This window comes from Pseudonocardia sp. N23 (assembly GCF_002583555.1).
GTDB lineage: Bacteria > Actinomycetota > Actinomycetes > Mycobacteriales > Pseudonocardiaceae > Pseudonocardia.
On record NZ_BEGX01000031.1, the window covers coordinates 1 to 21,864 of the forward strand.

Below are 21,864 nucleotides of genomic sequence, written 5' to 3' on the forward strand. Positions count from 1 at the left end.
GTCTTCACCCGCACCACGACCGGAGCGATCCGTAATCTCAAAGCCCAGAACCGCACAGTCTCCTAGCCCGGACGTCAACCATCACCCGGGACAGGAACGTCAAGCGTCAGATGAGACCAGACAAGCTTCCGTAGGTGCATCATGCGCTTGGATCGAACAATGAGACGCGCAACGAGGAAGAGTCCAACCGCATTCAAGTGTCCGTGTATCACACCTAGAAGGCCGCCCGATTTATATGGAGCAGATCGCACTATACTACCCATACATGATCCCAGAAGAGTCCTGGGTCAAGCGCAGTCTACTTCTATTTGATAAAGTGTCGACTGTTTATCCAAACTATATAGATGAAGCCGAAGATGACATGCTCCGCTGGCTTCACGATGAAGACCTTTGGACTCCGACGCATCCCGGCTCGTCCATCAGTCCTGAATGCATAGCGGACCTTGAAGCCGCGCTTCTATTCTTTGCCGATCAAGATGAGTATAGAGTACAACCTCACTGGCACCCAGAGGATCCGAGCCTTACGACATTGCGCCTTGGCAAGCTCCCTAGTGAGCTCGAACGCGAGCTCCTCGAGCTACACCTTGCGCGTCGGGACTGGGATATTGAAGGCCTTCTTGCACACGAGGAGACGTCTCACATACTCGTTGCAATCATTGCTCGACACGCCGCCGCGATCCATAGTGGCTTCGACTCTCGGTTCGTGACTTCCACCGACATCGCAGGCAGCCAAAGGTACGCCTACGGTCTCCTGCCAGCCGACAGCCTCGAGGCCGATCAGCCAGCCGGCAATGCTGTTGAGAGCTTCAACTGCGCCGAACTCTTGCTAGACGGCCTCATACCGACGCCCGGACGCCTCACATCAATACCCGATGTCGTTTCATTCCTTAAAGACCACCGCAATGAAGTCTTGCAATTTCGGTGCGAACTCGATCGCCTCGTGGCTGCAGCAATTCAAAGCCCGGATCCCCTCGACGCCGTCCGGAGTGGACGCCAGCAGATTGAATCAGCTCTAAGCGATCTAGAGCGCGCCGGTCGAGGCAGACTGCGGTTTCTGCTCGGCTCGGCCAGCATCATGCTCGGGACTGCATTTGCCGCTCACAATCTCGATGCCGACACGGTGAAGTGGGTCTTCGACGGCTTCGGGGTCTCAGCGGTCGGAGCCATGATCGGTAGCCGAATTGTGCGAGGGCGCCCGCAAAGCAGTCCGTACACATACCTTCTGCGGGCTCGACGAACGTTCGCCTAGCCACAACCCAACGGCTGCCCGCCGCAGGTTGCTGTCACCGGTTGCTGTCAACCCCGCTCGAACGGCCGAACGAAGATCAGTGAACGACGCTCTGACCTGGCGGAAGCGGAGGGATTCGAACCCCCGGACCCTTTCGGGACTCTCGCTTTCAAGGCGAGTGCATTCGGCCGCTCTGCCACGCTTCCGCGGAGCAGCCTAGCTGGCGGCTGCGACCTCGTCGTCGCCGCTCAGGCCACGCTGGATCCGCTCCAGGGCGTCGGCAAAGGCGGTCTGCTCGGCCCTGCTCAGCCGGGAGATCACGTGCCTACGGACGCCGGTGACGTGCGTGGGGGCCGCTCGCTCCAGCAGCTCACGACCCTCGGGGAGCATGACGGCGAGGACGCCGCGACCGTCGGAGTCGCACTCCTGGCGCGTGACGAGGCCGGCCTTCTCCATCCGCGCGACCTGGTGGGAGAGCCTCGACTTCGAGGAGGCCATGAGCTCGGCCAGAGTGCTCATCCGCAGCTTCTGGTCCGGCGCCTCGGAGAGGAAGACGAGGATCGTGTAGTCGCTGTGCGAGATGCCCTGCGTCTCGTTGAGGTCGTGGTTCAGACGGGACTCGAGCAGCGTGGCCGTGATCACGAAAGTCCGCCAGAACCGCATCTCGTCGTCGTCGAGCCACTGAGTGGTCCCGCCATCCGACATGTCCGCAGCTTACTCAACGACGTCGGCGTCGACCGGCGGTCCCACTTGTGGTGGGATCAGCGCGCTGGGCGGCACGGGGTCGCAGGGAGGCAGCGGGGCATGCGGTTCGACGAGAACGCCGATCTCGACACGTCGACGATCGAGGACCGCCGCGGCGGTGGCGGTGGCGGTGGTGGCGGACTGGGCGGCCGCGTCGCTGTCGGCGGTGGCGGCCTGGGCATCATCGGGCTGATCCTGTTCTTCATCGTGTCCGCGCTCGGCGGCGGCGGTGGGACGTCGGGCGGCGCGCTGCCGTTGCCGACGGGCCTGAACGGGTTGTCGAGCGGCCAGCAGGCAGACGGGCAGGCCATCGCGTCGAGCTGCCGTACCGGCGCCGACGCGAACAACAACCTCGACTGCGAAGTCGTCGCCGTCGTCAACTCGCTCAACGGGTACTGGTCGGACACGTTCGCCCGGTCGGGTCAGACCTACCGGGCACCGAACCTCGTGTTCTTCAACGGCAGCGTCAACACGGGTGGCTGCGGCGGCGCGACGTCGGACGTCGGACCCTTCTACTGTCCGGCCGACGCGAAGGTCTACATCGACCTGTCGTTCTTCAAGGAGCTGGAGACGCGCTTCGGCGCGCAGGGCGGGCCCTACGCGCGGGCCTACGTGATCGCGCACGAGTACGGCCACCACATCCAGAACCTGCTGGGCACGAGCAGCCGCGTCCAGGCGGGCGACTCCGGTCCGACGTCGGGCTCGGTACGCCTGGAGCTGCAGGCCGACTGCTACGCCGGCTCGTGGGGCAACCACGCGACGCAGGTGCCGACGTCGTCGGGCCGGCCGTTGATCACCGACGTGACACAGGCTGACGTGAACGCGGCGCTCGACACGGCGTCGCGGATCGGTGACGACTACATCCAGTCGAACCTGGGCGGCGGCCGGGTGAACGAGAGCCAGTTCACCCACGGTAGCTCGGCGCAGCGCGAGAAGTGGTACTCGACGGGCTACCAGACCGGTAACCCGGCGCAGTGCGACACCTTCGCGCGTGGCGTCAGCCTGGGCTGAGGGCGACGCCACACGGCCGGGTGACGATCCGCCGTCGGAGCAGTGGCCGTCATAGCCTGCACCTCTCGTCCGATCTTCGGGAGGTCACGATGCCGTTCGTCCGACGTGTTCTCGTCCCGCTCGCAGCGGCGGGAGGGCTGATCGCGGCCGGTGCAGGGGGCGCGTCCGCTGCCGAGGCCCACTCGTCCGACGGCACCTGCGACGTCACCGGCAAGGCGACGTACACCTACAACGGCGTGCAGCACACCTACGTCGCGGAGCCGGGGCCGGCGGGCTGCCAGTGGGTGGAGCAGCCGCCGGGTGCGCCGCAGCCGCCGCTCGACCCGCAGCAGGAGGCGGCGGCGCGCGCGTTCGCCGCGCAGATGGCGCAGCAGGCTCTCGGCTACGCCGGCGCGCCGGCGCCGAGCAGCCCCGCGCAGGCCGGGTAGCCCTCGACGGCCAGGGACCACGGGGGCCGGACGAACTCGCTCGCCGTGATCGCGACCTGCACTTCCTCGAACGGCTCGCCCCGTCGGACGACGGTGGCGGTCCCGGTGCGTCGGTAACCGAGCTTGTCCGACACGCGCAGGGACGCCCCGTTGTCGGCGAACGCGGCCGATGTCGCGCGGGTGGCGCCGAGGTGGTCGAACGCGAAGGCGAGGACGGCCGCCCGCATCTCGGTGCCGATGCCGCGGCCCTGGACCTCCATGCCGAGCCAGGAGCCGGAGTCGACGGTGCGGCGCGCGGCGAATTCCTTGCCGCGCAGCGTCTGCACGCCGACGACGCGGCCCTCGACGCGCACGAGGAAGTGCAGCGCCCAGTTCTCGGGGGCGAGCACGGACCGCTGCTGCCAGAAGTGTTGCAGCATGCCGCGGCCCAGGTAGCGGGGATCGGCGTCGGTCCACGGGACGTGGAAGGGCATCTGTTCGGGCGGGTGCACGCCGCGGTGGGCGACGGCGACGAGGTCGTCGAGGCCCGAGTCGTCGTCGGGGCGCAGGTCGAGGCGCGGGGTGCGCAGCACGAGGTGCCGCAGCGGCCACGGGTCGGGCGGCGCGTCCGTCTCCAGAGCCATCCCGCGAGCGTGCCCTATCGCCGCAACCGCAATACCGTCGACGACATGTACGCGATCACGTTGCAGGAGCCGGGCGCGCCGGACGTCATGGAGTGGACCGAGGTCCCGGATCCGCAGGCCGGGCCGGGCGAGGTCGTCATCGACGTCGTCGCGGCCGGGGTGAACCGGGCCGACGTCATGCAGCGGCAGGGCAACTACCCGCCGCCGCCGGGGGCGTCCGACATCATCGGCCTCGAGTGTTCGGGGCGGATCTCGGCGGTGGGCGAGGGTGTCGTCGGCCTCGGGGTGGGTGACGAGGTGTGTGCGCTGCTCTCGGGCGGCGGCTACGCCGAGAAGGTCCTGGTCCCGGCGACACAGGTGCTGCAGCTCCCCGACGGCGTCGACGTGGTGACGGCGGCCGCGCTGCCGGAGGTGGCGTGCACGGTGTGGTCGAACGTCGTCGACACCGCGGGGTTGACGGCGGGCGACACGTTCCTGGTGCAGGGCGGCAGCAGCGGCATCGGGACGCACGCGATCCAGCTGGCCAAGGCGCTGGGCGCCAGGGTGGCGGCGACGGCGGGCAACCCGGAGCGGCTGGAACGCTGCCGTGAGCTGGGCGCCGACATCGCCATCGACTACCACGACGACATCGCCGCGGCCCTGCTCGACGCCACCGACGGCCACGGCGCCGACATCATCCTCGACAACATGGGCGCCAAGGGCCTGTCGAACAACGTGAAGGCGCTCGCGACCGACGGCCGGCTCATGATCATCGGGTTTCAGGGCGGGGTGAAGGGCGAGCTCAACCTCGCGGCGCTGCTGGCCAAGCGGGCGAGCGTGACGTCGCTGGGGCTGCGGGGCCGGCCGGTCGACGGGCCGAAGGGCAAGGCGCGCATCGTCGACGGGGTGCGTGAGCAGGTGTGGCCGCTGGTCGCCGCCGGGCGGGTCCAGCCGGTCGTACACGCCACGCTGCCTCTGCGCGACGCCGCCGAGGCGCATCGCGTGCTGGAGGCCGGAGGTGTCGTCGGCAAGCTCCTGCTGACGACGTGAGGCCCCGACGTTTCTGCAGGAACGGCATCTTCCCGCAACCGGGCGGCGGGATAGTGCCGTTCCTGCAGCTGGGGCAACCGAGGCGCGAGCGCCCGGCGGGAGCGGGGGGCGCACCGCCCGGCAGGCGCGGGGCACGCACGAACCGGTGGGCGCGGGCGGCGCCGACGCGGCAGGCGCGCAATGATGGGCGGCATGAGTCAGCCGTCTGAGCCCAGCGAGCAGGAGAGCCCCGAGCAGGTCATGGTGGTCGGGCCCGACGGGCGCCCGGTCGGGATGGCCCGCGTGCCGCAGGACGACGAGGAGGTCGAGGAGCCCGGCCTCTCCTCGATGGTCGAGCAGCCCGCCAAGGTCATGCGCATCGGAACGATGATCAAGCAGCTCCTCGAGGAGGTGCGGGCCGCACCGCTGGACGAGGCGTCGCGGGCCCGGCTCAAGGAGATCCACGAGAACTCCATCAAGGAGCTCGAGGAGGGCCTCGCCCCGGAGCTGCGCGAGGAGCTGGAGCGGCTGACGCTGCCGTTCACCGACGAGGGAGTGCCCTCGGAGGGCGAGCTGCGGATCGCGCAGGCGCAGCTCGTCGGCTGGCTCGAAGGCCTGTTCCACGGCATCCAGACGGCGCTGTTCGCCCAGCAGATGGCCGCGCGTGCGCAGCTCGAGCAGATGCGTCGCGGCCTGCCGCCCGGCGCGATGCCGCAGGGACAGCAGATGCCGGAGGGCATGGGCCGGGGCACCGGGCAGTACCTCTGAGCTGTACGACGAACGGCTCTCCGGCCTGCTCAACCGCAGGTCGGGGCCGTTCGTCGCGTCCCGGACGGACCTCGGCCCACCGCGCGTCGGACCCAGGTCACCCGCAGGTACCCTCGGCGCGTGGCTGTGACCGTGAGCGCTGAAGGGGGCCCTGCCGAGCAGGCCCGCCCCCTCGAGGACGAGCCCGGTCCCCGCAGCTGGGCCCGTGCGTTCAACGACCTGAGCCAGGGTTGGCGGCAGCGGCCGCTCTGGGGCTACCTGGGCTGGCAGGACATCAAGCAGCGCTACCGGCGCTCGATCCTCGGCCCGCTGTGGATCAGCATCAGCATGGCTGTCATCGCCACGGCGATGGGCATCCTCTACGGCGCGCTGTTCAACGAGGACATCAAGACGTTCCTGCCCTACGTCGCCACCGGGCTGCTGATCTGGAACTTCATCCAGGGCTGCATCCTCGAGGGCAGCGAGGTCTTCATCGCCAACGAGGGCCTGATCCGGTTCCTCCCGGCGCCGCTGAGCCTGCACGTCTACCGCCTGGTGTGGCGGCAGACGTTGTTCTTCGCGCACAACGTGATCATCTGGGTGGCCCTGATGATCATCTTCCCGCACCCGCTTGGCTGGGCCTCCCTGATGGCCATCCCGGCGTTCGTACTGCTGGTCCTCAACGGCGGCTGGATCACGATCCTCTCGGGCATCGTCGCGACCCGGTTCCGAGACATCCCGCCGATCGTCGCCAGCCTGACGCAGCTCGTGTTCTTCATGACGCCGATCGTCTGGTCCTACGACCGGCTGCGCGACAACCCCGCCGTCGCCGAGCGTGCGCAGATCGCCGAGCTCAACCCCGTCATGCACTTCGTGGAGATCCTGCGCCAGCCCATGCTGGGCGACACGATCGTCTGGCGGCACTGGCTGATCGTCGGGATCATCACCGTCGTCGGCTGGGGTGCCGCCCTGGTCTGCATGCGCAACTACCGCGCCCGCGTGGCGTACTGGGTGTGACGAGATGACCGAGCCCAGCATCGACATCCGCGGCGCCGCCGTCGACTTCCCGATCTTCGACGCCAAGTCCCGCTCGCTCAAGAAGGCCGTCCTCGGCAAGGCCGGCGGCCGGATCGGGACCGACAGCAAGGTCCCGATCATCGAGGCCCTGCACGACATCAACATCTCACTGCGCAAGGGCGACCGCGTCGCGCTGGTCGGGCACAACGGCGCCGGCAAGTCGACGTTGCTGCGCCTCATGTCGGGCATCTACGAGCCGACGCGCGGCCGGGCCGTCGTGCGCGGCAAGGTGGCCCCGGTGTTCGACCTCGCGGTCGGGATGGACCCCGAGATCACCGGTCTCGACAACATCCTGATCCGCGGCCTGTTCCTGGGCATGACGAAGAAGCAGATGGAGTCGAAGGTCGACGACATCGCGGAGTTCACCGAGCTCGGCGACTACCTCGAGATGCCGCTGCGCACCTACTCCACCGGCATGCGGGTGCGGCTCGCGCTGGGCGTCGTGACCAGCATCGACCCCGAGATCCTGCTCCTCGACGAAGGCATCGGCGCCGTCGACGCCGCGTTCCTCGCCAAGGCGCGCGACCGGCTCAACGAGCTCGTCGAGCGCTCCGGCATCCTCGTGTTCGCCTCGCACTCCGACGAGTTCCTCGCCGACCTGTGCGACACCGCGATCTGGATGGAGCACGGCTCGATCCGTGAACACGGCTCGCTGCGCGACGTGCTGCACCACTACAAGGGCCACGACGTCCTCGCCGACCTCGGCCGAGCGTGAGTCCTCTCCCCGCCGGGTCGGTCGTCGCGGTCGTCGTCACCCGGCACCGCGCCGGGATGCTGGTCGACTCGCTCGCCGCGATGGCGAAGCAGACGCACCCGATCGCGCATCTCGTCGTCGTCGACAACGGCCCGGACCAGCCCGCGCGTGACGTCGTCGAGAGCTGCGGGATCCCCGCCACGTACCTGCCGTCGTACCGCAACCTCGGCGGCGCCGGCGGGTTCGCGCTCGGCATCCTGCACGCTCTCGCGCTCGGCGCCGACTGGGTGTGGCTCGGTGACGACGACGGGTTCGCCGCCGACGACAAGGTGCTCGCCACCCTCGTCGACCTGGCCGAACGTCGCGAGCTGGCCGCCGTGTCCCCCACCGTCGCCGACCGGGACGACTCCGACCGGCTCGCCTTCCCGGTACGCCGCGGCCTGACCTGGCACGCGACCCGGTCCGGGCTGCTCGCCGAGGAGTCGGCCGACGCCGAGCTGCTGCCCGGCATCGCCGCCCTGTTCAACGGGGCGCTGTTCCGGGCGTCGACGCTCGAACGCGTCGGCGTGCCCGACCTGCGGCTGTTCGTGCGGGGCGACGAGGTCGACGTGCACCGCCGGCTCGTCCGCTCCGGACTGCCCTTCGGCACCGCGCTGCAGGCCGCCTACCTGCACCCCGCGGCGCAGGGCGAGGACAAGCCGATGCTCGGCGGCCGGATGCACGCCCGCGACCCCGACGACCCGGTGAAGCGCTTCTACACCTACCGCAACCGCGGCTACCTGATCGCGCAGCCCGGCATGCGCCGCGTCGGCATCCTCGACCTGCCGCGCTACGCCTGGTACTTCCTGGTCACCAAGCGCAGCCCCGCGCAGTTCCGGGAATGGGTGCGGCTGGTCCGCGCCGGCGCCGCGGAGCGGTTCGACCGGGTCTGAGGCTCAGGCCTCGGGGGCGTGCTTCGGGGCGCGGAAGACGACCGTCCGCAGCATCACGAAGTTGATCACTGTCGCGCATCCTTGCGCGATCACCCACGCCACCGACGTGCGCAGCGACATCTGCGGCAGGTAGGCCAGGGCCAGGGCGTTGACGCCGACGTTGATCGCGAACGTCGTGGCGTAGAGCAGCACGAAGCCCGCGAACCGGCCCTTGCCCCCACCGGCGTCGGTGAAGGTGAAGCGGCGGTTGAGCAGATAGGCCGTCGTCGTGCCGAGGATGAAGCTGATCCCCTTGGCGACGTGCGGGTCCGTGCCGACGGCGAGCAGCAGCTGGTAGACGCCGTAGTCGACCGCGGCGGAGGCGACGCCCACGGCGACGAAACGGGTGAGCTGGCCGACCAGGCTCATCCCGGCACGCTCCTGCGTCGCGGTCACCGGGCCAGGCTAGCGACCCCGCCGGCCACGGCGTCGCCCGGTGCCCGGCGTGGCACCCTGCCGCCTCCGCGCACCCGTCCCGCACCCGCGCGGCGGCCGCCGCCTGACCGCTCCTCGCGGGCACGTCGACTGCGATGAGGGTGCGCCCGGGATGCCAGGGCTTGCGTTCATCAACAGCTTTGCTCTACAAAGTAGCCATCGCTTCAAACTGCTTTGGGGGTCGGGATGACGGAACGTCGCACGAGCGGAGCCGCCGCCGGTAGCGAGGACGAACCCCGCGTGCAGGAGGGCGACGACGCGCCCTCGGCCGCCGACGCGCTGGCGATCATCCAGCAGGCGCAGTCGCACGCGTCGTCACGGCTCTCCCCCAGCATCGGACTGTTCTACGTCGTGTGGGGTGTGTCGTGGGTGCTGATCGGGCTGGCCTGGTTCCTGGCAGGGATCGACGTCGTCAGCCCCGCCGTCGCCGGCTGGGTGACCGGGGTGGCCGTCGTGGGCGCCGCCGTGGTCAGCGCGACCGTCGGCATCCGGACCGGACGCGGGGTCAGCGGCCCCTCGTCGCAGCAGGGGCTCTGGTATGGCCTGAGCTGGCCGATCTCGATGACGCTGCTGGGTGTGCTGATCGGCGTCCTCGGCTCCCGGGACCTGCCGGGCGACACGATGTCGGTCGTCGCCCCGGCGCTCTACGTCTTCCTCGCCGGTGCTCTCTACATGCTGTCCGGCGCGGTGTGGTCGAGCCGCGTCGACTACGTCCTCGGAATCTGGATCATGGTCGTCGCGGTGGTGTCGGCGGTGGTCGGGCTGCCCGTGAGCCCGTTGATCATCGGTCTCGGCGGGGGCGGCGGCCTGTTGTTCGCCGGGGTGCGGGCGCTGGTGCGGCGGAGCGCGCAGTGACCGCGATTCCCGAGCTCGACCCGGTGATCCACGCCCAGGCCCGGCTGCGGGTGACGGCCAGTCTGGCCTCGCTCTGCGAGGGCGACAAGATCACGTTCCCGCGGCTGCAGGAGCTGCTCGACATGACCGCGGGCAATCTCTCCACGCACCTGCGCAAGCTCGAGGACGCAGGCTACGTCGAGATCACGAAGGCCCATCAGCGGCGCACGCCCGTCACCTACGTGGAGCTGACGCGCCAGGGGCGACGCGCCTTCGAGGACTACACGGCGGCGCTGCGGGCGCTGCTCGACCCGACCAACGGCGCGGCCGCGGTGAGCATGCCGGCCGACGACGACACGGACAGGAGCACGACGCCATGACCAGTACCGGAGCGGACATCCACCGGCTTCCCGACCGGCACGTCGCACGGGCCCGCGGGGTGAGCCGGCGGTTCGGCACGACGGTCGCCCTCGACGGGGTCGACCTCGATGTCGCCGCCGGCACCGTCACCGGTCTGCTCGGCCCGAACGGCGCCGGGAAGTCGACGCTGCTGAGCCTGCTGACGGGGCTGCGCCGGACCGACTCGGGGGTCGTGCAGCTGTTCGGCGGCGACCCGACCGACCCGGCCCGGCGGCGGCGCCTCGGCGTCACCCCGCAGGAGACGGGGCTGCCCGACACGTTGCGCGTCGGCGAGGTGCTCGGCTTCGTCTCCCGGCACTACCCGCAGCCCCGCCCGGCAGGCGAGGTGCTGGAGAAGTTCGGCCTGTCGGGGCTGGCCCGCCGGCAGTGCGGCGGGCTGTCGGGTGGACAGAAGCGGCGGCTCGCGGTGGCGCTGGCGTTCGTCGGCGACCCGGCGCTCGTGGTGCTCGACGAGCCGACGACGGGGCTCGACGTGGAGGCCCGCCGCGCGTTGTGGGACGGCGTCCGCGAGTTCCACCGCGGCGGCGGCACCGTGCTGCTGACCAGCCACTACCTCGACGAGATCGAGGAGCTGGCGCAGCGGGTCGTCGTCATCGGCGGCGGGAAGGTGCTGACCGAGGGCGACACGGCGTCGATCCGCCGGGTCGTCGGGTTGTCGCTGGTGGAGCTGCGTGCCCGGACGTTGCCGGCGTTGCCCGGCGTGGTGCGGACCGAGACCGAGGGCGAACGCCACCGGCTCCACACACCCGACGCCGACCAGCTCGTCCGCGACCTGGTCCGCAGCGGGGCGGCGTTCCACGACCTGCAGGTCCGCACGGCCTCCCTCGAAGAAGCGTTCCTCACCCTCACGGAGGTGGCGGCATGACCACGCTCGCCCTGACCCGTACGCATTTCCGGTTCCTGTTGCTGGAGAACCTGCGGGTTCCGATCGCGGTCGGATCGGCGGCGATCTTCCCGGCGCTGTCGTTGCTGTTCTTCGTCGTCCCCTTCGGTTTCGGCGACGACGTCGTGGCAGCGACGTCGGCGGTGATCCAGCTGGCGGTGTTCGGCGTGCTGTCGAGCTTCCTGTTCACCTTCGGCGTCGGGGTGGCCGACGACCGGGAGAAGGCCTGGGACCCGTACGTGCGGACGCTGCCGGCGGCGGCGACACCGCGGATCGTCGGCCGGTTGCTGACCGGGTTCGTGTTCGCGCTGATCGCGATCGTGCCGGTGACGATCGTCGGTGCGGCACTGACGTCGGCGAGCGTGACGCCACTGCGGTTCGTGGCCGGGTTGGTCGCGATGCTCGTCGCCGGGCTGCCGTTCCTTCTCGGCGGGCTGGCCGTCGGCTACTCGATGCCGGTGAAGGCCGCGCTGCCCGTCACGCAGCTGATCTTCTTCCCGCTGGCGTTCGCCGGCGGGCTGTTCCTTCCCCCGCAGCTGTTCCCCGGCTGGCTGCAGACGATCTCGGAGCTGCTGCCCTCGCGCGGCGCCCGCGACGTCGTGATCTGGGCGGCGCAGGGCATCGCGCCGAGCGTGCTGACGGTCGTCTCGTTCGTGGTGTGGGTGGTCGCCACGTCGGCACTGGCCGGGTGGGCCTACCGCCGCGACGAGGGCCGGCGTTTCCGCTGACCGGCGGTCGGGACTGACGCGCTGAATCGCCGGCCCGCCCACGTGAGTCAGAACCAGCGGCCCGCGAGCCGGTAGCGGCGGCGGACGGTCACCGAGCCCATGGTCGCCCGGCCGTAGACGCGGAAGTGCGTCGCTCCCCGCGACGGCGCCGACGGCACCTTCGACTTCACGGTCCCCATGCTCGCGACGAGACCGTCGATGTCGGCTGAGGCGTCGTCGGGCACCAGGACCCGCGCGGAGCCGGCGCCCAGCTCGAACTCGATCTCGACGACCGGGTGCACGATCTGGGCGTCGCAGAAGTCGAGCACGACCGACCCCATCCCGGACTGCACCCGCAGCCGGGCGGGAACCTGCCAGTTCCCGTTGCGCCGCAACGACCCCATTCCGGTCCGCAGCACCACTGGCGGGCCGGCGGGGGTCGAGGGCGGCGGGGCGGGGACAGTGACGTCGAGCGGGTTGCCCGGGAGGTCGGCCAGCGGTGGCATCAGCTCGGCGGCGTAACGGGCCGCGTAGACGACCGCGATCCGCTCCTCCAGCTCCGTGACCGTGATCCGGCCCTCGGACAGCGCCTGGTGCAGACGGTGGGCGGCCCGCTCGCGGTCGGCGTCGGAGATGCGGATCCCCGGGGACTCGCCGGGCGACGGCTGCAGGCTCACCGCCCGGAGCCTAGTCGTCGCAGCCCCGCACGTCAGAGGTGGAACGTCAGGCGGCCTTGCGGGTCACGGTGACGACGCGGCACTGCCGGTCGCGGGCCGGCCCGTCGCCGCGGGTTGCGCACCCGCGCCGCCGAGTCGGCCTCGGCTGACGCCTCAGAGCCGGAACCTCCAGACGTCCTCGACCCGCGACCCCGGGTCGCCGGTGACGGTCGCCGTCCACGACAGCACCGCGCCGGTGTCGACGCCCGTCTCCGGCACCACCACGACGACCGTCACCCCCGAGGCGCGCAGGGAGGCCGCGGCGTCGGCGGGGGCGACCGCGGTCGGGTTGCCGGCCCCGACGTCGACGACGCCCTGCTGGTACGCCGAGACGGGCGCCTCGATGAGGACCGGATGCGTCGGGTCGGAGCCGATGAAGTAGCCGCCGGGAATCTTGTAGAGCATGTCGGCCTGCGCCTGCCAGCGCATCGGCCGGGCGCCGCCGTCCCACACGCTCGTCACGGCCGGGACCGTCTCGACGACGTCGCCGGACATCAGATGCCGGTCCGCATGGGCGAAGAACGCGGGTGTCGACGCCTCGCGCGCCCCGTAGGCGTCGGCCGGGAGCCAGGTCAGCACCGCGAAGGCCGTCGCGAGCGTCGCGAGGCCGACGCCGGGCAGCCACCGGATCGACGGGATGTGGTCGACCCACACGGCCAGCACGACCGCCAGGCACAGCGTCGTGACGACCTGCAGCCGCACCGGCTCCGCCTCGCCCAGCAGGTGCACGTCCGTGAGCAGCGCCCACGGCATCGGGAACCCGGTCACGTGGTCGGCCACCACGATCGCCGGGCCGAGCGACAGCACCAGCGAGACCAGCCCGACGGCGGCGGCGAGCCGCAGCAGCGTCGAGCGCACCGTCACGACCAGGACGAGGACCAGCAGCAGCATCGCCGGCCCGAGGTAGCCGCCCTGCTCGCCGACGTTGGCGCGCATCGTGTCGGCGATCCCGGTGGGGACGAGCCGAGCCGCGGTCAGGGGCGTCGGCACCACGATGTTGGCCAGGTCGGTGACGCCGTAGAGCGGGTCGCGGATCGTCGACAGCGGACGTTGCGGGCCAGCGAGGATCAGCCACAGCGGGTACGCGCACACCACCGCGTAGACGCCGACGCACGCCGCCCCTGCCCGCACGAGCCCCGGCAGCCGCTCCCGCACGCGCGACGGGAACCGCACCGCCAGCGCAGCCCCCGTCACGACGAGCATCAGCGCGCCCAGCGCCAGCGTCTGCGTGTAGAGGAACGTCTGCGCGGCGAACACCAGCCCGACCAGCGCACCCGTCCGGTACGGCCGCTGCGTGCCCCGCACGAACAGCACGTGCACCAGGTACAGCAGGACCGGCGGGAACACCGCCCACACGATGTTGAGGTGCCCGGCCGAGGCGTGCGCCAGCTGGAACGGGCCGAACGCGTAGACGACGGCCGCGACCGTCCGGGCCGACCACCGCCGCACGAACGGCCCCAGCGCCGCCACCATCGCGATCCCGGACGCCACCGGCCCGAGGATCATGCCGACGTTGTAGGCCGCCACCGGGCCCGCCGTCAGCGTGACCGGCGAGAGCACGACGCCCAGCAGCGGGACGGTCGTGTTCCACATGGCGTTGACGCCGAGCGGGTGGTGCATCCAGTCGGTGACCAGTGGGTTCTCGCCGTGCAGGATCGCCCACGGGGTCCAGGTCAGCCACCAGCCGAACAGGTCGGGGTCACCGGTGACGTCGCCGATCGTCGACGTCGTGAACGCGCCGAGGACGCGGTGCTGCAGCCCCAGCGAGATCACCAGCAGCCCGAGCCCGACCAGCAGGAGGGGCGGCGGCCGCCACCTGGTCCGCTGCAGCGGACCGCCCACGGGGGCGACCGCGGGCACGTCGAGCACGCCGTCACCCTGACACACGGCCCCCTGACGTACGGCGCCCTGCCCCCGATGCCGCGGCCCCGACCTGCATGAACGGCCCTTTCCTGCAACTGAGTGGCGCGACTGTGCCGTTCGTTCCGCGGGGGCGGGCCGCGTGCCGGAGTGCAGGAACGGCGCTTCCCCGCAGCCCGGTTGTGGGAAAGCGCCGTTCCTGCACGATCCGCGGGCCGACCCGTACGGGCGCGCGGAGGGCGGATCGGCGACCCGCGTAGCCTGGCCCGCGATGTCGAGCCAGCCCACTCCCCCGCGGGAGCCGCGCCGCCTGCACGGATGGGGCCGCACCGCGCCCTCGGTCGCCGAGGTCGTGACGCCGCGCGACCCCGACGAGGTCGCCATCGCGATCCTGGGCGCCGGCCCACGGGGCGTCATCGCCCGGGGCCTCGGCCGCTCCTACGGCGACCCGGCCCAGAACGCGGGCGGGCGCGTCGTCGACATGACGGGGCTGTCGCGCATCCACTCGATCGACGGGGAGACCGGGCTGGTCGACGTCGACGCCGGCGTCAGCCTCGACACCCTGATGCGCGCTGCGCTGCCGTTCGGGCTGTGGCTGCCCGTCCTGCCCGGCACCCGGCAGGTCACGATCGGCGGCGCGATCGGGGCCGACATCCACGGCAAGGCACACCACGTGGTCGGCAGCTTCGGCAACCACATCGAGTCGATGGTGCTGGTCACCGCCGACGGCGCGGTCCGCGAGCTCACCCCCGACGGCGACGAGTCCGAGCTGTTCTGGGCGACCGTCGGCGGCATGGGGCTCACCGGCATCGTGGTGCGGGCGCGGCTGCGGCTGCACCACGTCGAGACCGCGTACTTCGTGGTCGACACCGACCAGATCGACAACCTCGACGACCTGATGGACCGCCAGACCCGCGACGACGAGAAGTATGCGGAGTCGGTGTCCTGGTTCGACGCGGTCACCACCGGCGCGCACTTCGGCCGCGGCATCCTCACCCGCGCCAACCACGCCCACCTCGACGACCTGCCGGAGAAGCTGCGCGACAAGCCGCTCAAGTTCGACGCGCCGCAGCTGCTCACGGTGCCCGACGTCTTCCCGCCGGGGATGCTCAACAAGCTGACCGGGAGGGTCTTCAGCGAGCTCTGGTACCGGAAGTCGCCGACGAAGCACGGTGCCGTCCAGAACATCACGCAGTTCCTGCACCCGCTCGACATCATCGGCGAGTGGAACCGCGGCTACGGACCCAACGGGTTCCTGCAGTACCAGTTCGTGGTCCCGCCTTCACGAGGCGACGTCGTGCGTACCGTCCTGGAGCGCGTCACGGCGGCCGGGAAGGTCTCGGCGCTCAACGTCCTCAAGCGGTTCGGCGAGGGCAACCGGGCGCCGCTGTCGTTCCCGAAGCCCGGCTGGACGCTGTGCCTCGACATCCCCGTCGGCCGCGGCCTCGGCGAGCTGTGCGACGAGCTCGACGCCATCGTCCTCGACGCCGGCGGCCGGCACTACCTGGCCAAGGAGTCGCGGACCTCCGCCGAGGCGATCCGCCGCGGCTACCCCCGCCTGGACGAGTGGCGCAAGGTCCGCGCCGCTGTCGACCCCGAGGGCGTGTTCGCCTCGGACATGTCACGACGACTGGAGCTCGTGTAACCGATGATCGACGCCGTGGGCAACCCCCAGAGCATCCTGCTGCTCGGTGGCACCTCCGAGATCGGCCTCGCGGTCGTCGAGGCCTTCGCCTCCGACCGGCCGATGCGCGTGGTGCTCGCCGCCCGCCCCTCCCCCCGCCTCGATGCGGCCCGGGCCCGGCTCGAGGGCCGCGGCTGCGCCGTCGAGACCGTGGAGTTCGACGCCGTCGACCTCACCTCGCACACCGACGTCGTGCAGAAGGCGTTCGCGGGCGGTGACATCGACGTCGCCGTCGTCGCGTTCGGGCTGCTGGGCGACAACGAGCAGCTGTGGACGGACGCGGCCGCCGCCGTCGAGATCGCGCAGGTCAACTACACCGCCGCCGTCTCGGTCGGGGTGCTCGTCGGGGACCGGATGAAGGAGCAGGGCCATGGCTCCCTGGTCGCTCTCTCGTCGGTCGCGGGTGAGCGGGCGCGGCGCTCGAACTTCGTCTACGGCTCCACCAAGGCAGGTCTCGACGCGTTCTACTCCGGCCTGACCGAGGCACTGCGCCCGCACGGCGTGGTGGTCACCGTCGTCCGGCCCGGGTTCGTGCACTCGAAGATGACCGAGGGTCTGAAGCCCGCCCCGCTGGCGACGACCCCCGAGGCCGTCGCCGCCGTGATCGCCGACGCGGTGCGCACCCGCAAGGAGCTCGTCTGGGCGCCCGCGGCCTGGCGGTTCGTGATGAGCGCGCTGCGTCACGTGCCGCGCCCGATCTTCCGCCGCCTGCCGATCTGACCGGTTCCGCCGGCAGGACTCAGAGGTCGACGACCCGGCCGGCCAGCCGGGTGGGCAGCAGCGCCCGCAGCTGCGCGGCCTCCGCGGGCCGGACCGCGACGTAGACGTCGTCGCGCGTGCGCAGCAGTCGTTCGGCGACGCCCGCCCAGGCCTCGGGCGAGCGTCCGCGCAACTGGATGTCGCCTGCGAGCGCGTTGCCCTCGAGGGTCCAGCTGTCGGTGAGGGCGAAGAACCACTGGGCAGCCATCGTCGGGTCGACGGGGTAGCCGTCGGTGACGTCGAGGAACACGAGGTCGCCGGGGACGGCGGGCACCCCGGCGGCCACGTAGGTCGTGAGGTCGGAGGTGCTCGGCGGGCTCGCGATGAGCCGGTACTCGAGCTCACGGCTGACGAGGCCCGCGGGTGCGGCGGTGTCGAGGCCGCCGGTCGGCCCCTGCGGGATCGTCGCGAAGGTCCAGCCGAACATCTGCGTGGCCGACGCGGCGACGGCGAGTGAGAGCAGGGCCGCGGGTGGTGCCAGCAGCCGACGCCGCCGGGTGATGCGCCGTCCGAGATGGGCGAGCGGCACCGTCAGCACGCACAGCGCGACGATCTCGACGGCAGTCATGAACTTGAAGCCGTAGTAGGTGACCGCGCCGCTCGCGGCGAGCTGCATGATGATCAGGACGACCGAGCACACGACCCCGGCGAGCGGCACCGCGACGAGCGCGACCAGCCGTGGCCGTTCGGGCCGCCGCGTCGCCCAGCGCGCCACGATCGCGGCGACGATCGCCGCGGCAGTGACCCCGATGGTCAGCGCGTAGTTCGGTTCGCTCGCTCCCCCGGCGACGACGAGCGGGTTCTCGGCGCTGACGGCGGACAGGACGACGGCCGTCCGGACGAGACAGCCCGCCGCCGCCGCGAGGACGAGCAGGGACAGCAGCAGCGGGATCGGCCGGGTCCGGAACCGGCTGCGCCGCAACGGGAGCAGCGCCGCAAGCGCGGCCGGTGCGGCGAGCACCCCGAGCAGCGCCCAGCCCTGCGCGACGCCGACGACCGCACCCGCGAGCGCGAGCAGGTGCAGGGGCATGAGAACGCGGGGCATCGGCACGGCCACGAGCACGACGGCGACGACCATCGCGCACGCGAGCACGAAGTTGCCGAAGCCGTCGTAGAACGCGAGCGCGCCCGGCCCGAGGAGGAACACCGTCGCGACGAGCGTGGCGAGCGGAAGGGCGAGCAGCGGCCGGCGCCGCAGGGCGGGCAGCGCGCAGAGGCCCGCGACGAGCAGCGCCGTCGCGGTGATGACCAGCAGCGCGACGCCACGGGTGTAGCTGAGCAGCTCCCCACCCACGGACGCGACCTGCGGCCCGTCGACGATCTCGACGATCGCCGCCACCAGCGTGTGGAAGCCCTGCGGGTAGCTCGCGAACTGCCACGTCCCGCCCGCCGGCGGGGCCAGCGTGTCGACGGTGACCCCGGTCGTGCGGATCATGTGGAACATGCTGAAGTGCGCCGAGTTGTCCCAGCTCAACAGGAGCATGCCGAGCGACTGCGTCGGCGTCTTGACCTGCAGCCAGGGCGCGAGGACGACGAACCCGAGTCCGACGGCGAGCGCCGGGTAGGCGTCGACGACGCGGAAGCGGGGCAGCAGCCGGCGGGCGCGCCCCCCACCGTCCTCGCCGGCGGCGACCCAGGCCGCGAGCACTGCCGCCGTCGCGGTGAGCGCCACGGTCATCCGGCCCAGGCCGTCGAACGGCAGATCGGTCCACCAGAGGACGGGCAGCCAGCCGGCCAGGACGCAGCCCACGAGCAGGACCCGCCGGGAGAACTCGCGCGACGTCGGGATCAGCAGGACGAGCGCGATCGCCACGAGCAGGCCGGGGCCGCCGTGGAGCAGCCCGGTGACGCGGCCGACGAGGACCAGGCCCCCGGCGGCGAGGCCGGCGAGGACCGCGCGGACCCAGCGGCGGTGCGGGGTCGCCCGGTTCCGCTGCGGCAGTACGACGCCCGGCCCGATGGCCGCGCCCGCCCCGGTTACCGTCGCCACGGCGGGAACTCCATCCGATCAGGACCTCGAGGCTCCGACCCCGGACCTCGACGCCATGATATTGCGGTTGCGGCCCCCGGGCCGGGAGCACTGTCAGCGTGTCACCAACCGTCCACGTGCAGGACGGTCTCGAGGGGCTCGCGGTGGGCGGGCTTGAAGTCGGTTCCCTTGGTCCACGCGACGGGGAGCAGGACGCCCTGCCGGACGTTCGGCGGGATGCCGAGGATCTCGGCGATCTCCTTCTCGTAGGTGAGGTGCAGCGTCGTCCAGGCGCTGCCCAGGCCGCGGGCGCGCAGCGCGAGCTGCAGGCTCCAGGCGGCGGGGAGCAGCGAGCCCCACAGGCCGGCCTGGTTGCTCGCGGGAAGGTCGGCGCCGGCGTGGATCGCGGCGATGACCAGCACCGGGACCTCGGCCATGTGGTCGGCGAGGTAGTCGGCGCTGGTGCCGACGCGGGCCTGGGTGGACTGGCGTTCCGTGCTGTGCGAGGGGTCGTCGGAACCGGCGTAGGTGGGGCTGTCGCGGTAGGCACGGTAGGACCGCGTGTAGAGGTCGGCGACGGACTTCCGCAGCGCCGGATCGGTGATGACGATCCAGTGCCAGCCCTGCCGGTTGCTGCCCGTCGGCGCCTGCAGCGCGACCTCCAGGCACTCCTTGACGACGTCGAGCGGCACCGGTCGTTCGAGGTCGAGGCGCTTGCGCACCGAGCGGGTCGAGGTGAGGAGCTGGTCGGGGTCGAGCGGGAGCAGTTCCGTCATGCCCCGATCATGGCCCCGCGATCTCCGCGATGAACACCGCGGACTCGCCACCGCCCGGCGGCAGGTACAGCCGGCCGGACGCGTACTGCATCGCCGATGCCACCGCCCGCAGCTCCAGACCTGCGGGGACACGGCCGTAGGGCGGGCGGGTGAGGCCGTCGGTGCCGCCGAGGACGATGCGCAGGCCACCCTCCTCGAGCAGCTCGGCCCAGCGGGCGTGGTCTCGGTCACCCGGGGTCCGGGGCTGTTCGCGCAGGGTCGCGCCGCGGCCGCCGGCGTCGGGTCCCTGCAGCAGGATCCGGCCGCCGGGGCGCAGGACGCGTCGCCACACCGTGATCGTGTCGAGGACCGCGTGGTCGTCGAGGGCACCGGTCCCGTCGACGGCGACGATGCCGTGGAACGCGTCGTCGCCGAGCTCGGCGGGATCGGTGACGACGGGGCAGCCGGGGGCCTCCTCGCGGGCGAGGGCGGCCACCTCGGCGTCGGCGGTGAACCCGGTCGCCGGTCCGTGCTGCGCGAGCCGCCGCAGCCTGCGCCCCCCGGCGCACCGGTGGTCGAGGTACGGCCCGGCGCCGAGGTAGCGGCGCACGAGCTTGAGATGCCACGCCAGCTCGGGGTCCTCGGACTGGAGCGGCAGGTCGGGGGCGGGGGCGTCACTCATGGCGACGTCCATCATCCCCGCCGGGACACGCGCGGGAACGGGTGGGAGGTTCAGGCGATGGCGCCCGGGCCGCGGCGAGCGTGCCGCGCGACCCCGGACGAGACGAGCGCGGGCCGGCCGACGGTGCCGGCGGCATGCCGCGGGGTGCGCTGCTGCGGCGGGCCGTAGGTGACCGGTCGCGGCATCGGCGGGACGGCGCCGAGCAGCGGTCCACGGCCGCGCGAGGGACCGCTGCTCGGCCGTACCGGCGGCGTCGTCCCGGGGTCGCGAGTTGTCGAGTGGTCGCGGGTCGTCAACGGCTCGCGGAGGAACGACGGCAGGTGGGAGCGCACAGCGCGGCTGCCGGGCACCTCGACGACGCGGTGCAGCAGGGCCGCGACGGGGAACGTCGCCAGCAGGACGAGCCCGCCGATCACGTGCGCCACGACGGTCGGTCCGGTCAGCGTCGGGAAGTACGCCATCGCGAGCCAGTAGACCTCGAACATCGGGATGTGGACGAGGTAGAGGCTGTAGGAGGCGCGGCCGCCGTAGCCGAAGGCGCGCGTCGACAGCAGCCGGGCGAGGCCGCCGTCGGCGATCGCGAGCGCTCCGACCAGCACCGGGAAGAGCACGATGACGGCGCCGCCGCGGCCGGGCCCGGCGAGCTCCCCGACGCAGAGCCCGACGACGATCAGCACCGCCGACGCGTCGGCGATCCGGGAGGCGACCCAGCGGGTGCGGGTGGTGGCACGGATCCGGCGGACCACGAGGAACACGAGAACCCCGGCACCGAACCCGCACAGGATGCGGACGAGCCAGCTCCACGGGAAGTACGGGCTGCCGATGACGAGGTAGGACGCCGCGATGGGTGCCATCAGCGCGACCGTGCCGAGCGCGAGGACGGGGCGCGGAAGCCGGCGCAGCCGGTGGAAGAACAGCGCGGCCGGCGGGAAGAGCAGGTAGGCGAGCCATTCGGCGCTGATCGACCACGTCGGGCCGACCCAGGACGCGCCGTCGAAGTAGGGCCGGTCCCACAGCTGGACGAGCAGGAGCTGGCGGACCCAGGCGCCGACGGTGACGTCGGGCTGCACGGCCTGGAACGCGACGGGACCGCCACCGCCGAGGACGTGCCGGGCGATGACCCAGGCGCCGAACAGGGTGAGGACGACGACGTAGGCGGGCCAGAGCCGCGCGGCTCTGGCCCACACGAAGCGGCCGGCGGCGCGGGCACGCAGCCGCGGACCGAGGACGTCGAGGTAGGTGTAGGCGATCACGAAGCCGCTGAGGACGAAGAACATGTCGACGCCGAGCGAGCCGGCGGTGAGGATCGGGCCGGTCGCGGCGACGACGTCGGCCACCCCGCCGAGGGCGGTGAAGTGGAAGTGGAAGACGACGACCCATGCCGCGGCGACGATCCGCAGACCGGTGAGTGCCCGCACCTCGGGCTGGCGGGTCTCGCGCGGCGCGGTGATCGTCACATCGGACTGAACGAGCAACGGGATTACCCGTAACGGGCGTCCCCCGAGAGCGCCCGAACAGCCCAATCGACTACTCACAGTCGGTGACCATGTCTGGGGTGACTCGGGCGATCGTCACGTACCGTCACCCAATGCGGAGCACGAGCACGGAAAGTGATCGGCCGCCTCACCG

At 71.6% G+C, this 21,864-nt stretch carries 23 protein-coding genes and 1 tRNA gene; 14 read left to right on the forward strand and 10 right to left on the reverse strand.

What is annotated here, in order from left to right:
• The first annotated feature begins 265 nt into the window (after nt 1-265).
• Entirely contained in the window at nt 266-1,249 is a 984-nt protein-coding gene (locus TOK_RS31620; RefSeq protein WP_141566342.1) for a DUF6236 family protein, read from the forward strand.
• Nucleotides 1,250-1,346: 97 nt separating this feature from the next.
• Here the strand turns inward: TOK_RS31620 and TOK_RS10535 are convergent.
• A tRNA-Ser gene (locus tag TOK_RS10535) sits at nt 1,347-1,434 on the reverse strand.
• A gap of 10 nt (nt 1,435-1,444) precedes the next feature.
• A complete protein-coding gene (locus tag TOK_RS10540; protein ID WP_098957647.1) occupies nt 1,445-1,933 on the reverse strand; it encodes a MarR family winged helix-turn-helix transcriptional regulator in 489 nt (162 codons plus the stop codon).
• A 99-nt stretch (nt 1,934-2,032) separates the two neighbouring features.
• Between TOK_RS10540 and TOK_RS10545 the strand changes: the two genes are divergently transcribed.
• Both TOK_RS10545 and TOK_RS10550 read left to right on the forward strand, forming a co-directional pair.
• Nucleotides 2,033-2,983, forward strand: coding sequence for a neutral zinc metallopeptidase (locus TOK_RS10545; RefSeq protein ID WP_098957648.1), 951 nt, complete (start codon nt 2,033-2,035; stop codon nt 2,981-2,983).
• Nucleotides 2,984-3,072: 89 nt separating this feature from the next.
• The gene (locus tag TOK_RS10550) at nt 3,073-3,411 is read left to right on the forward strand and encodes a hypothetical protein (protein WP_098957649.1); all 339 of its coding nucleotides are present in this window, start codon (nt 3,073-3,075) and stop codon (nt 3,409-3,411) included.
• On the opposite strand, the gene TOK_RS10555 is transcribed toward TOK_RS10550, so the two are convergent.
• Nucleotides 3,366-4,034: a GNAT family N-acetyltransferase gene (locus tag TOK_RS10555; RefSeq protein ID WP_098957650.1), complete on the reverse strand. Its 669-nt coding sequence runs from the start codon at nt 4,032-4,034 to the stop codon at nt 3,366-3,368. The genes TOK_RS10550 and TOK_RS10555 overlap by 46 nt on opposite strands.
• 45 nt (nt 4,035-4,079) lie before the next feature.
• On the opposite strand from TOK_RS10555, the gene TOK_RS10560 reads away from it, so the two are divergent.
• The 5 genes from TOK_RS10560 (at nt 4,080) to TOK_RS10580 (ending at nt 8,492) form a co-directional block, all read left to right on the forward strand.
• Nucleotides 4,080-5,063, forward strand: coding sequence for an NAD(P)H-quinone oxidoreductase (locus tag TOK_RS10560; protein WP_098957651.1), 984 nt, complete (start codon nt 4,080-4,082; stop codon nt 5,061-5,063).
• Nucleotides 5,064-5,255: 192 nt separating this feature from the next.
• Nucleotides 5,256-5,810, forward strand: a complete 555-nt coding sequence (locus tag TOK_RS10565) for a bacterial proteasome activator family protein (protein ID WP_098957694.1) — start codon at nt 5,256-5,258, stop codon at nt 5,808-5,810.
• Between the two features lie 126 nt (nt 5,811-5,936).
• Nucleotides 5,937-6,806 (forward strand): ABC transporter permease, encoded by an 870-nt coding sequence (locus TOK_RS10570; protein ID WP_374754883.1) that lies wholly within the window; start codon nt 5,937-5,939, stop codon nt 6,804-6,806.
• 4 nt (nt 6,807-6,810) lie between these two features.
• Nucleotides 6,811-7,581: an ABC transporter ATP-binding protein gene (locus TOK_RS10575; protein ID WP_098957652.1), complete on the forward strand. Its 771-nt coding sequence runs from the start codon at nt 6,811-6,813 to the stop codon at nt 7,579-7,581.
• Nucleotides 7,578-8,492, forward strand: coding sequence for a glycosyltransferase (locus TOK_RS10580; RefSeq protein ID WP_098957653.1), 915 nt, complete (start codon nt 7,578-7,580; stop codon nt 8,490-8,492). Before TOK_RS10575 ends, TOK_RS10580 begins: the two co-directional genes overlap by 4 nt.
• Nucleotides 8,493-8,495: 3 nt before the next feature.
• Here TOK_RS10580 and TOK_RS10585 read toward each other — a convergent pair whose 3' ends face one another.
• Nucleotides 8,496-8,900, reverse strand: a complete 405-nt coding sequence (locus tag TOK_RS10585) for a GtrA family protein (protein ID WP_098957696.1) — start codon at nt 8,898-8,900, stop codon at nt 8,496-8,498.
• 306 nt (nt 8,901-9,206) lie between these two features.
• On the opposite strand from TOK_RS10585, the gene TOK_RS10590 reads away from it, so the two are divergent.
• The 4 genes from TOK_RS10590 to TOK_RS10605 are packed head-to-tail and all read left to right on the forward strand — an operon-like array spanning nt 9,207 to nt 11,831.
• Nucleotides 9,207-9,821 carry a hypothetical protein gene (locus TOK_RS10590; protein ID WP_098957654.1) on the forward strand — a complete coding sequence of 205 codons (615 nt, stop codon included), beginning with the start codon at nt 9,207-9,209 and terminating at the stop codon, nt 9,819-9,821.
• The gene (locus tag TOK_RS10595; protein WP_098957655.1) at nt 9,818-10,180 is read left to right on the forward strand and encodes a transcriptional regulator; all 363 of its coding nucleotides are present in this window, start codon (nt 9,818-9,820) and stop codon (nt 10,178-10,180) included. Before TOK_RS10590 ends, TOK_RS10595 begins: the two co-directional genes overlap by 4 nt.
• On the forward strand, nt 10,177-11,085 hold the full coding sequence (locus tag TOK_RS10600; protein WP_098957656.1) for an ABC transporter ATP-binding protein: 909 nt from the start codon (nt 10,177-10,179) through the stop codon (nt 11,083-11,085). Before TOK_RS10595 ends, TOK_RS10600 begins: the two co-directional genes overlap by 4 nt.
• Nucleotides 11,082-11,831 carry an ABC transporter permease gene (locus TOK_RS10605; RefSeq protein WP_098957657.1) on the forward strand — a complete coding sequence of 250 codons (750 nt, stop codon included), beginning with the start codon at nt 11,082-11,084 and terminating at the stop codon, nt 11,829-11,831. Before TOK_RS10600 ends, TOK_RS10605 begins: the two co-directional genes overlap by 4 nt.
• Before the next feature lie 47 nt (nt 11,832-11,878).
• On the opposite strand, the gene TOK_RS10610 is transcribed toward TOK_RS10605, so the two are convergent.
• Together TOK_RS10610 and TOK_RS10615 are read right to left on the reverse strand one after the other, a co-directional pair.
• Complete coding sequence (locus TOK_RS10610; protein WP_098957658.1) at nt 11,879-12,487, reverse strand: DUF1707 domain-containing protein; 609 nt, start codon at nt 12,485-12,487, stop codon at nt 11,879-11,881.
• A gap of 153 nt (nt 12,488-12,640) precedes the next feature.
• Complete coding sequence (locus tag TOK_RS10615; protein WP_098957659.1) at nt 12,641-14,395, reverse strand: hypothetical protein; 1,755 nt, start codon at nt 14,393-14,395, stop codon at nt 12,641-12,643.
• A gap of 262 nt (nt 14,396-14,657) precedes the next feature.
• On the opposite strand from TOK_RS10615, the gene TOK_RS10620 reads away from it, so the two are divergent.
• Both TOK_RS10620 and TOK_RS10625 read left to right on the forward strand, forming a co-directional pair.
• Complete coding sequence (locus TOK_RS10620) at nt 14,658-16,031, forward strand: FAD-binding oxidoreductase (RefSeq protein WP_098957660.1); 1,374 nt, start codon at nt 14,658-14,660, stop codon at nt 16,029-16,031.
• Nucleotides 16,032-16,034: 3 nt separating this feature from the next.
• A complete protein-coding gene (locus tag TOK_RS10625; protein ID WP_098957661.1) occupies nt 16,035-16,790 on the forward strand; it encodes a decaprenylphospho-beta-D-erythro-pentofuranosid-2-ulose 2-reductase in 756 nt (251 codons plus the stop codon).
• A 19-nt stretch (nt 16,791-16,809) separates the two neighbouring features.
• On the opposite strand, the gene TOK_RS10630 is transcribed toward TOK_RS10625, so the two are convergent.
• The 4 genes from TOK_RS10630 to TOK_RS10645 form a co-directional block, all read right to left on the reverse strand.
• On the reverse strand, nt 16,810-18,819 hold the full coding sequence (locus tag TOK_RS10630) for a hypothetical protein (protein ID WP_098957662.1): 2,010 nt from the start codon (nt 18,817-18,819) through the stop codon (nt 16,810-16,812).
• A gap of 101 nt (nt 18,820-18,920) precedes the next feature.
• Complete coding sequence (locus tag TOK_RS10635) at nt 18,921-19,574, reverse strand: nitroreductase family protein (RefSeq protein WP_098957663.1); 654 nt, start codon at nt 19,572-19,574, stop codon at nt 18,921-18,923.
• Nucleotides 19,575-19,581: 7 nt separating this feature from the next.
• Nucleotides 19,582-20,235 (reverse strand): class I SAM-dependent methyltransferase, encoded by a 654-nt coding sequence (locus TOK_RS10640; RefSeq protein ID WP_141566343.1) that lies wholly within the window; start codon nt 20,233-20,235, stop codon nt 19,582-19,584.
• Between the two features lie 50 nt (nt 20,236-20,285).
• A complete protein-coding gene (locus TOK_RS10645) occupies nt 20,286-21,692 on the reverse strand; it encodes an acyltransferase (RefSeq protein ID WP_172457515.1) in 1,407 nt (468 codons plus the stop codon).
• Nucleotides 21,693-21,864 lie beyond the last annotated feature (172 nt).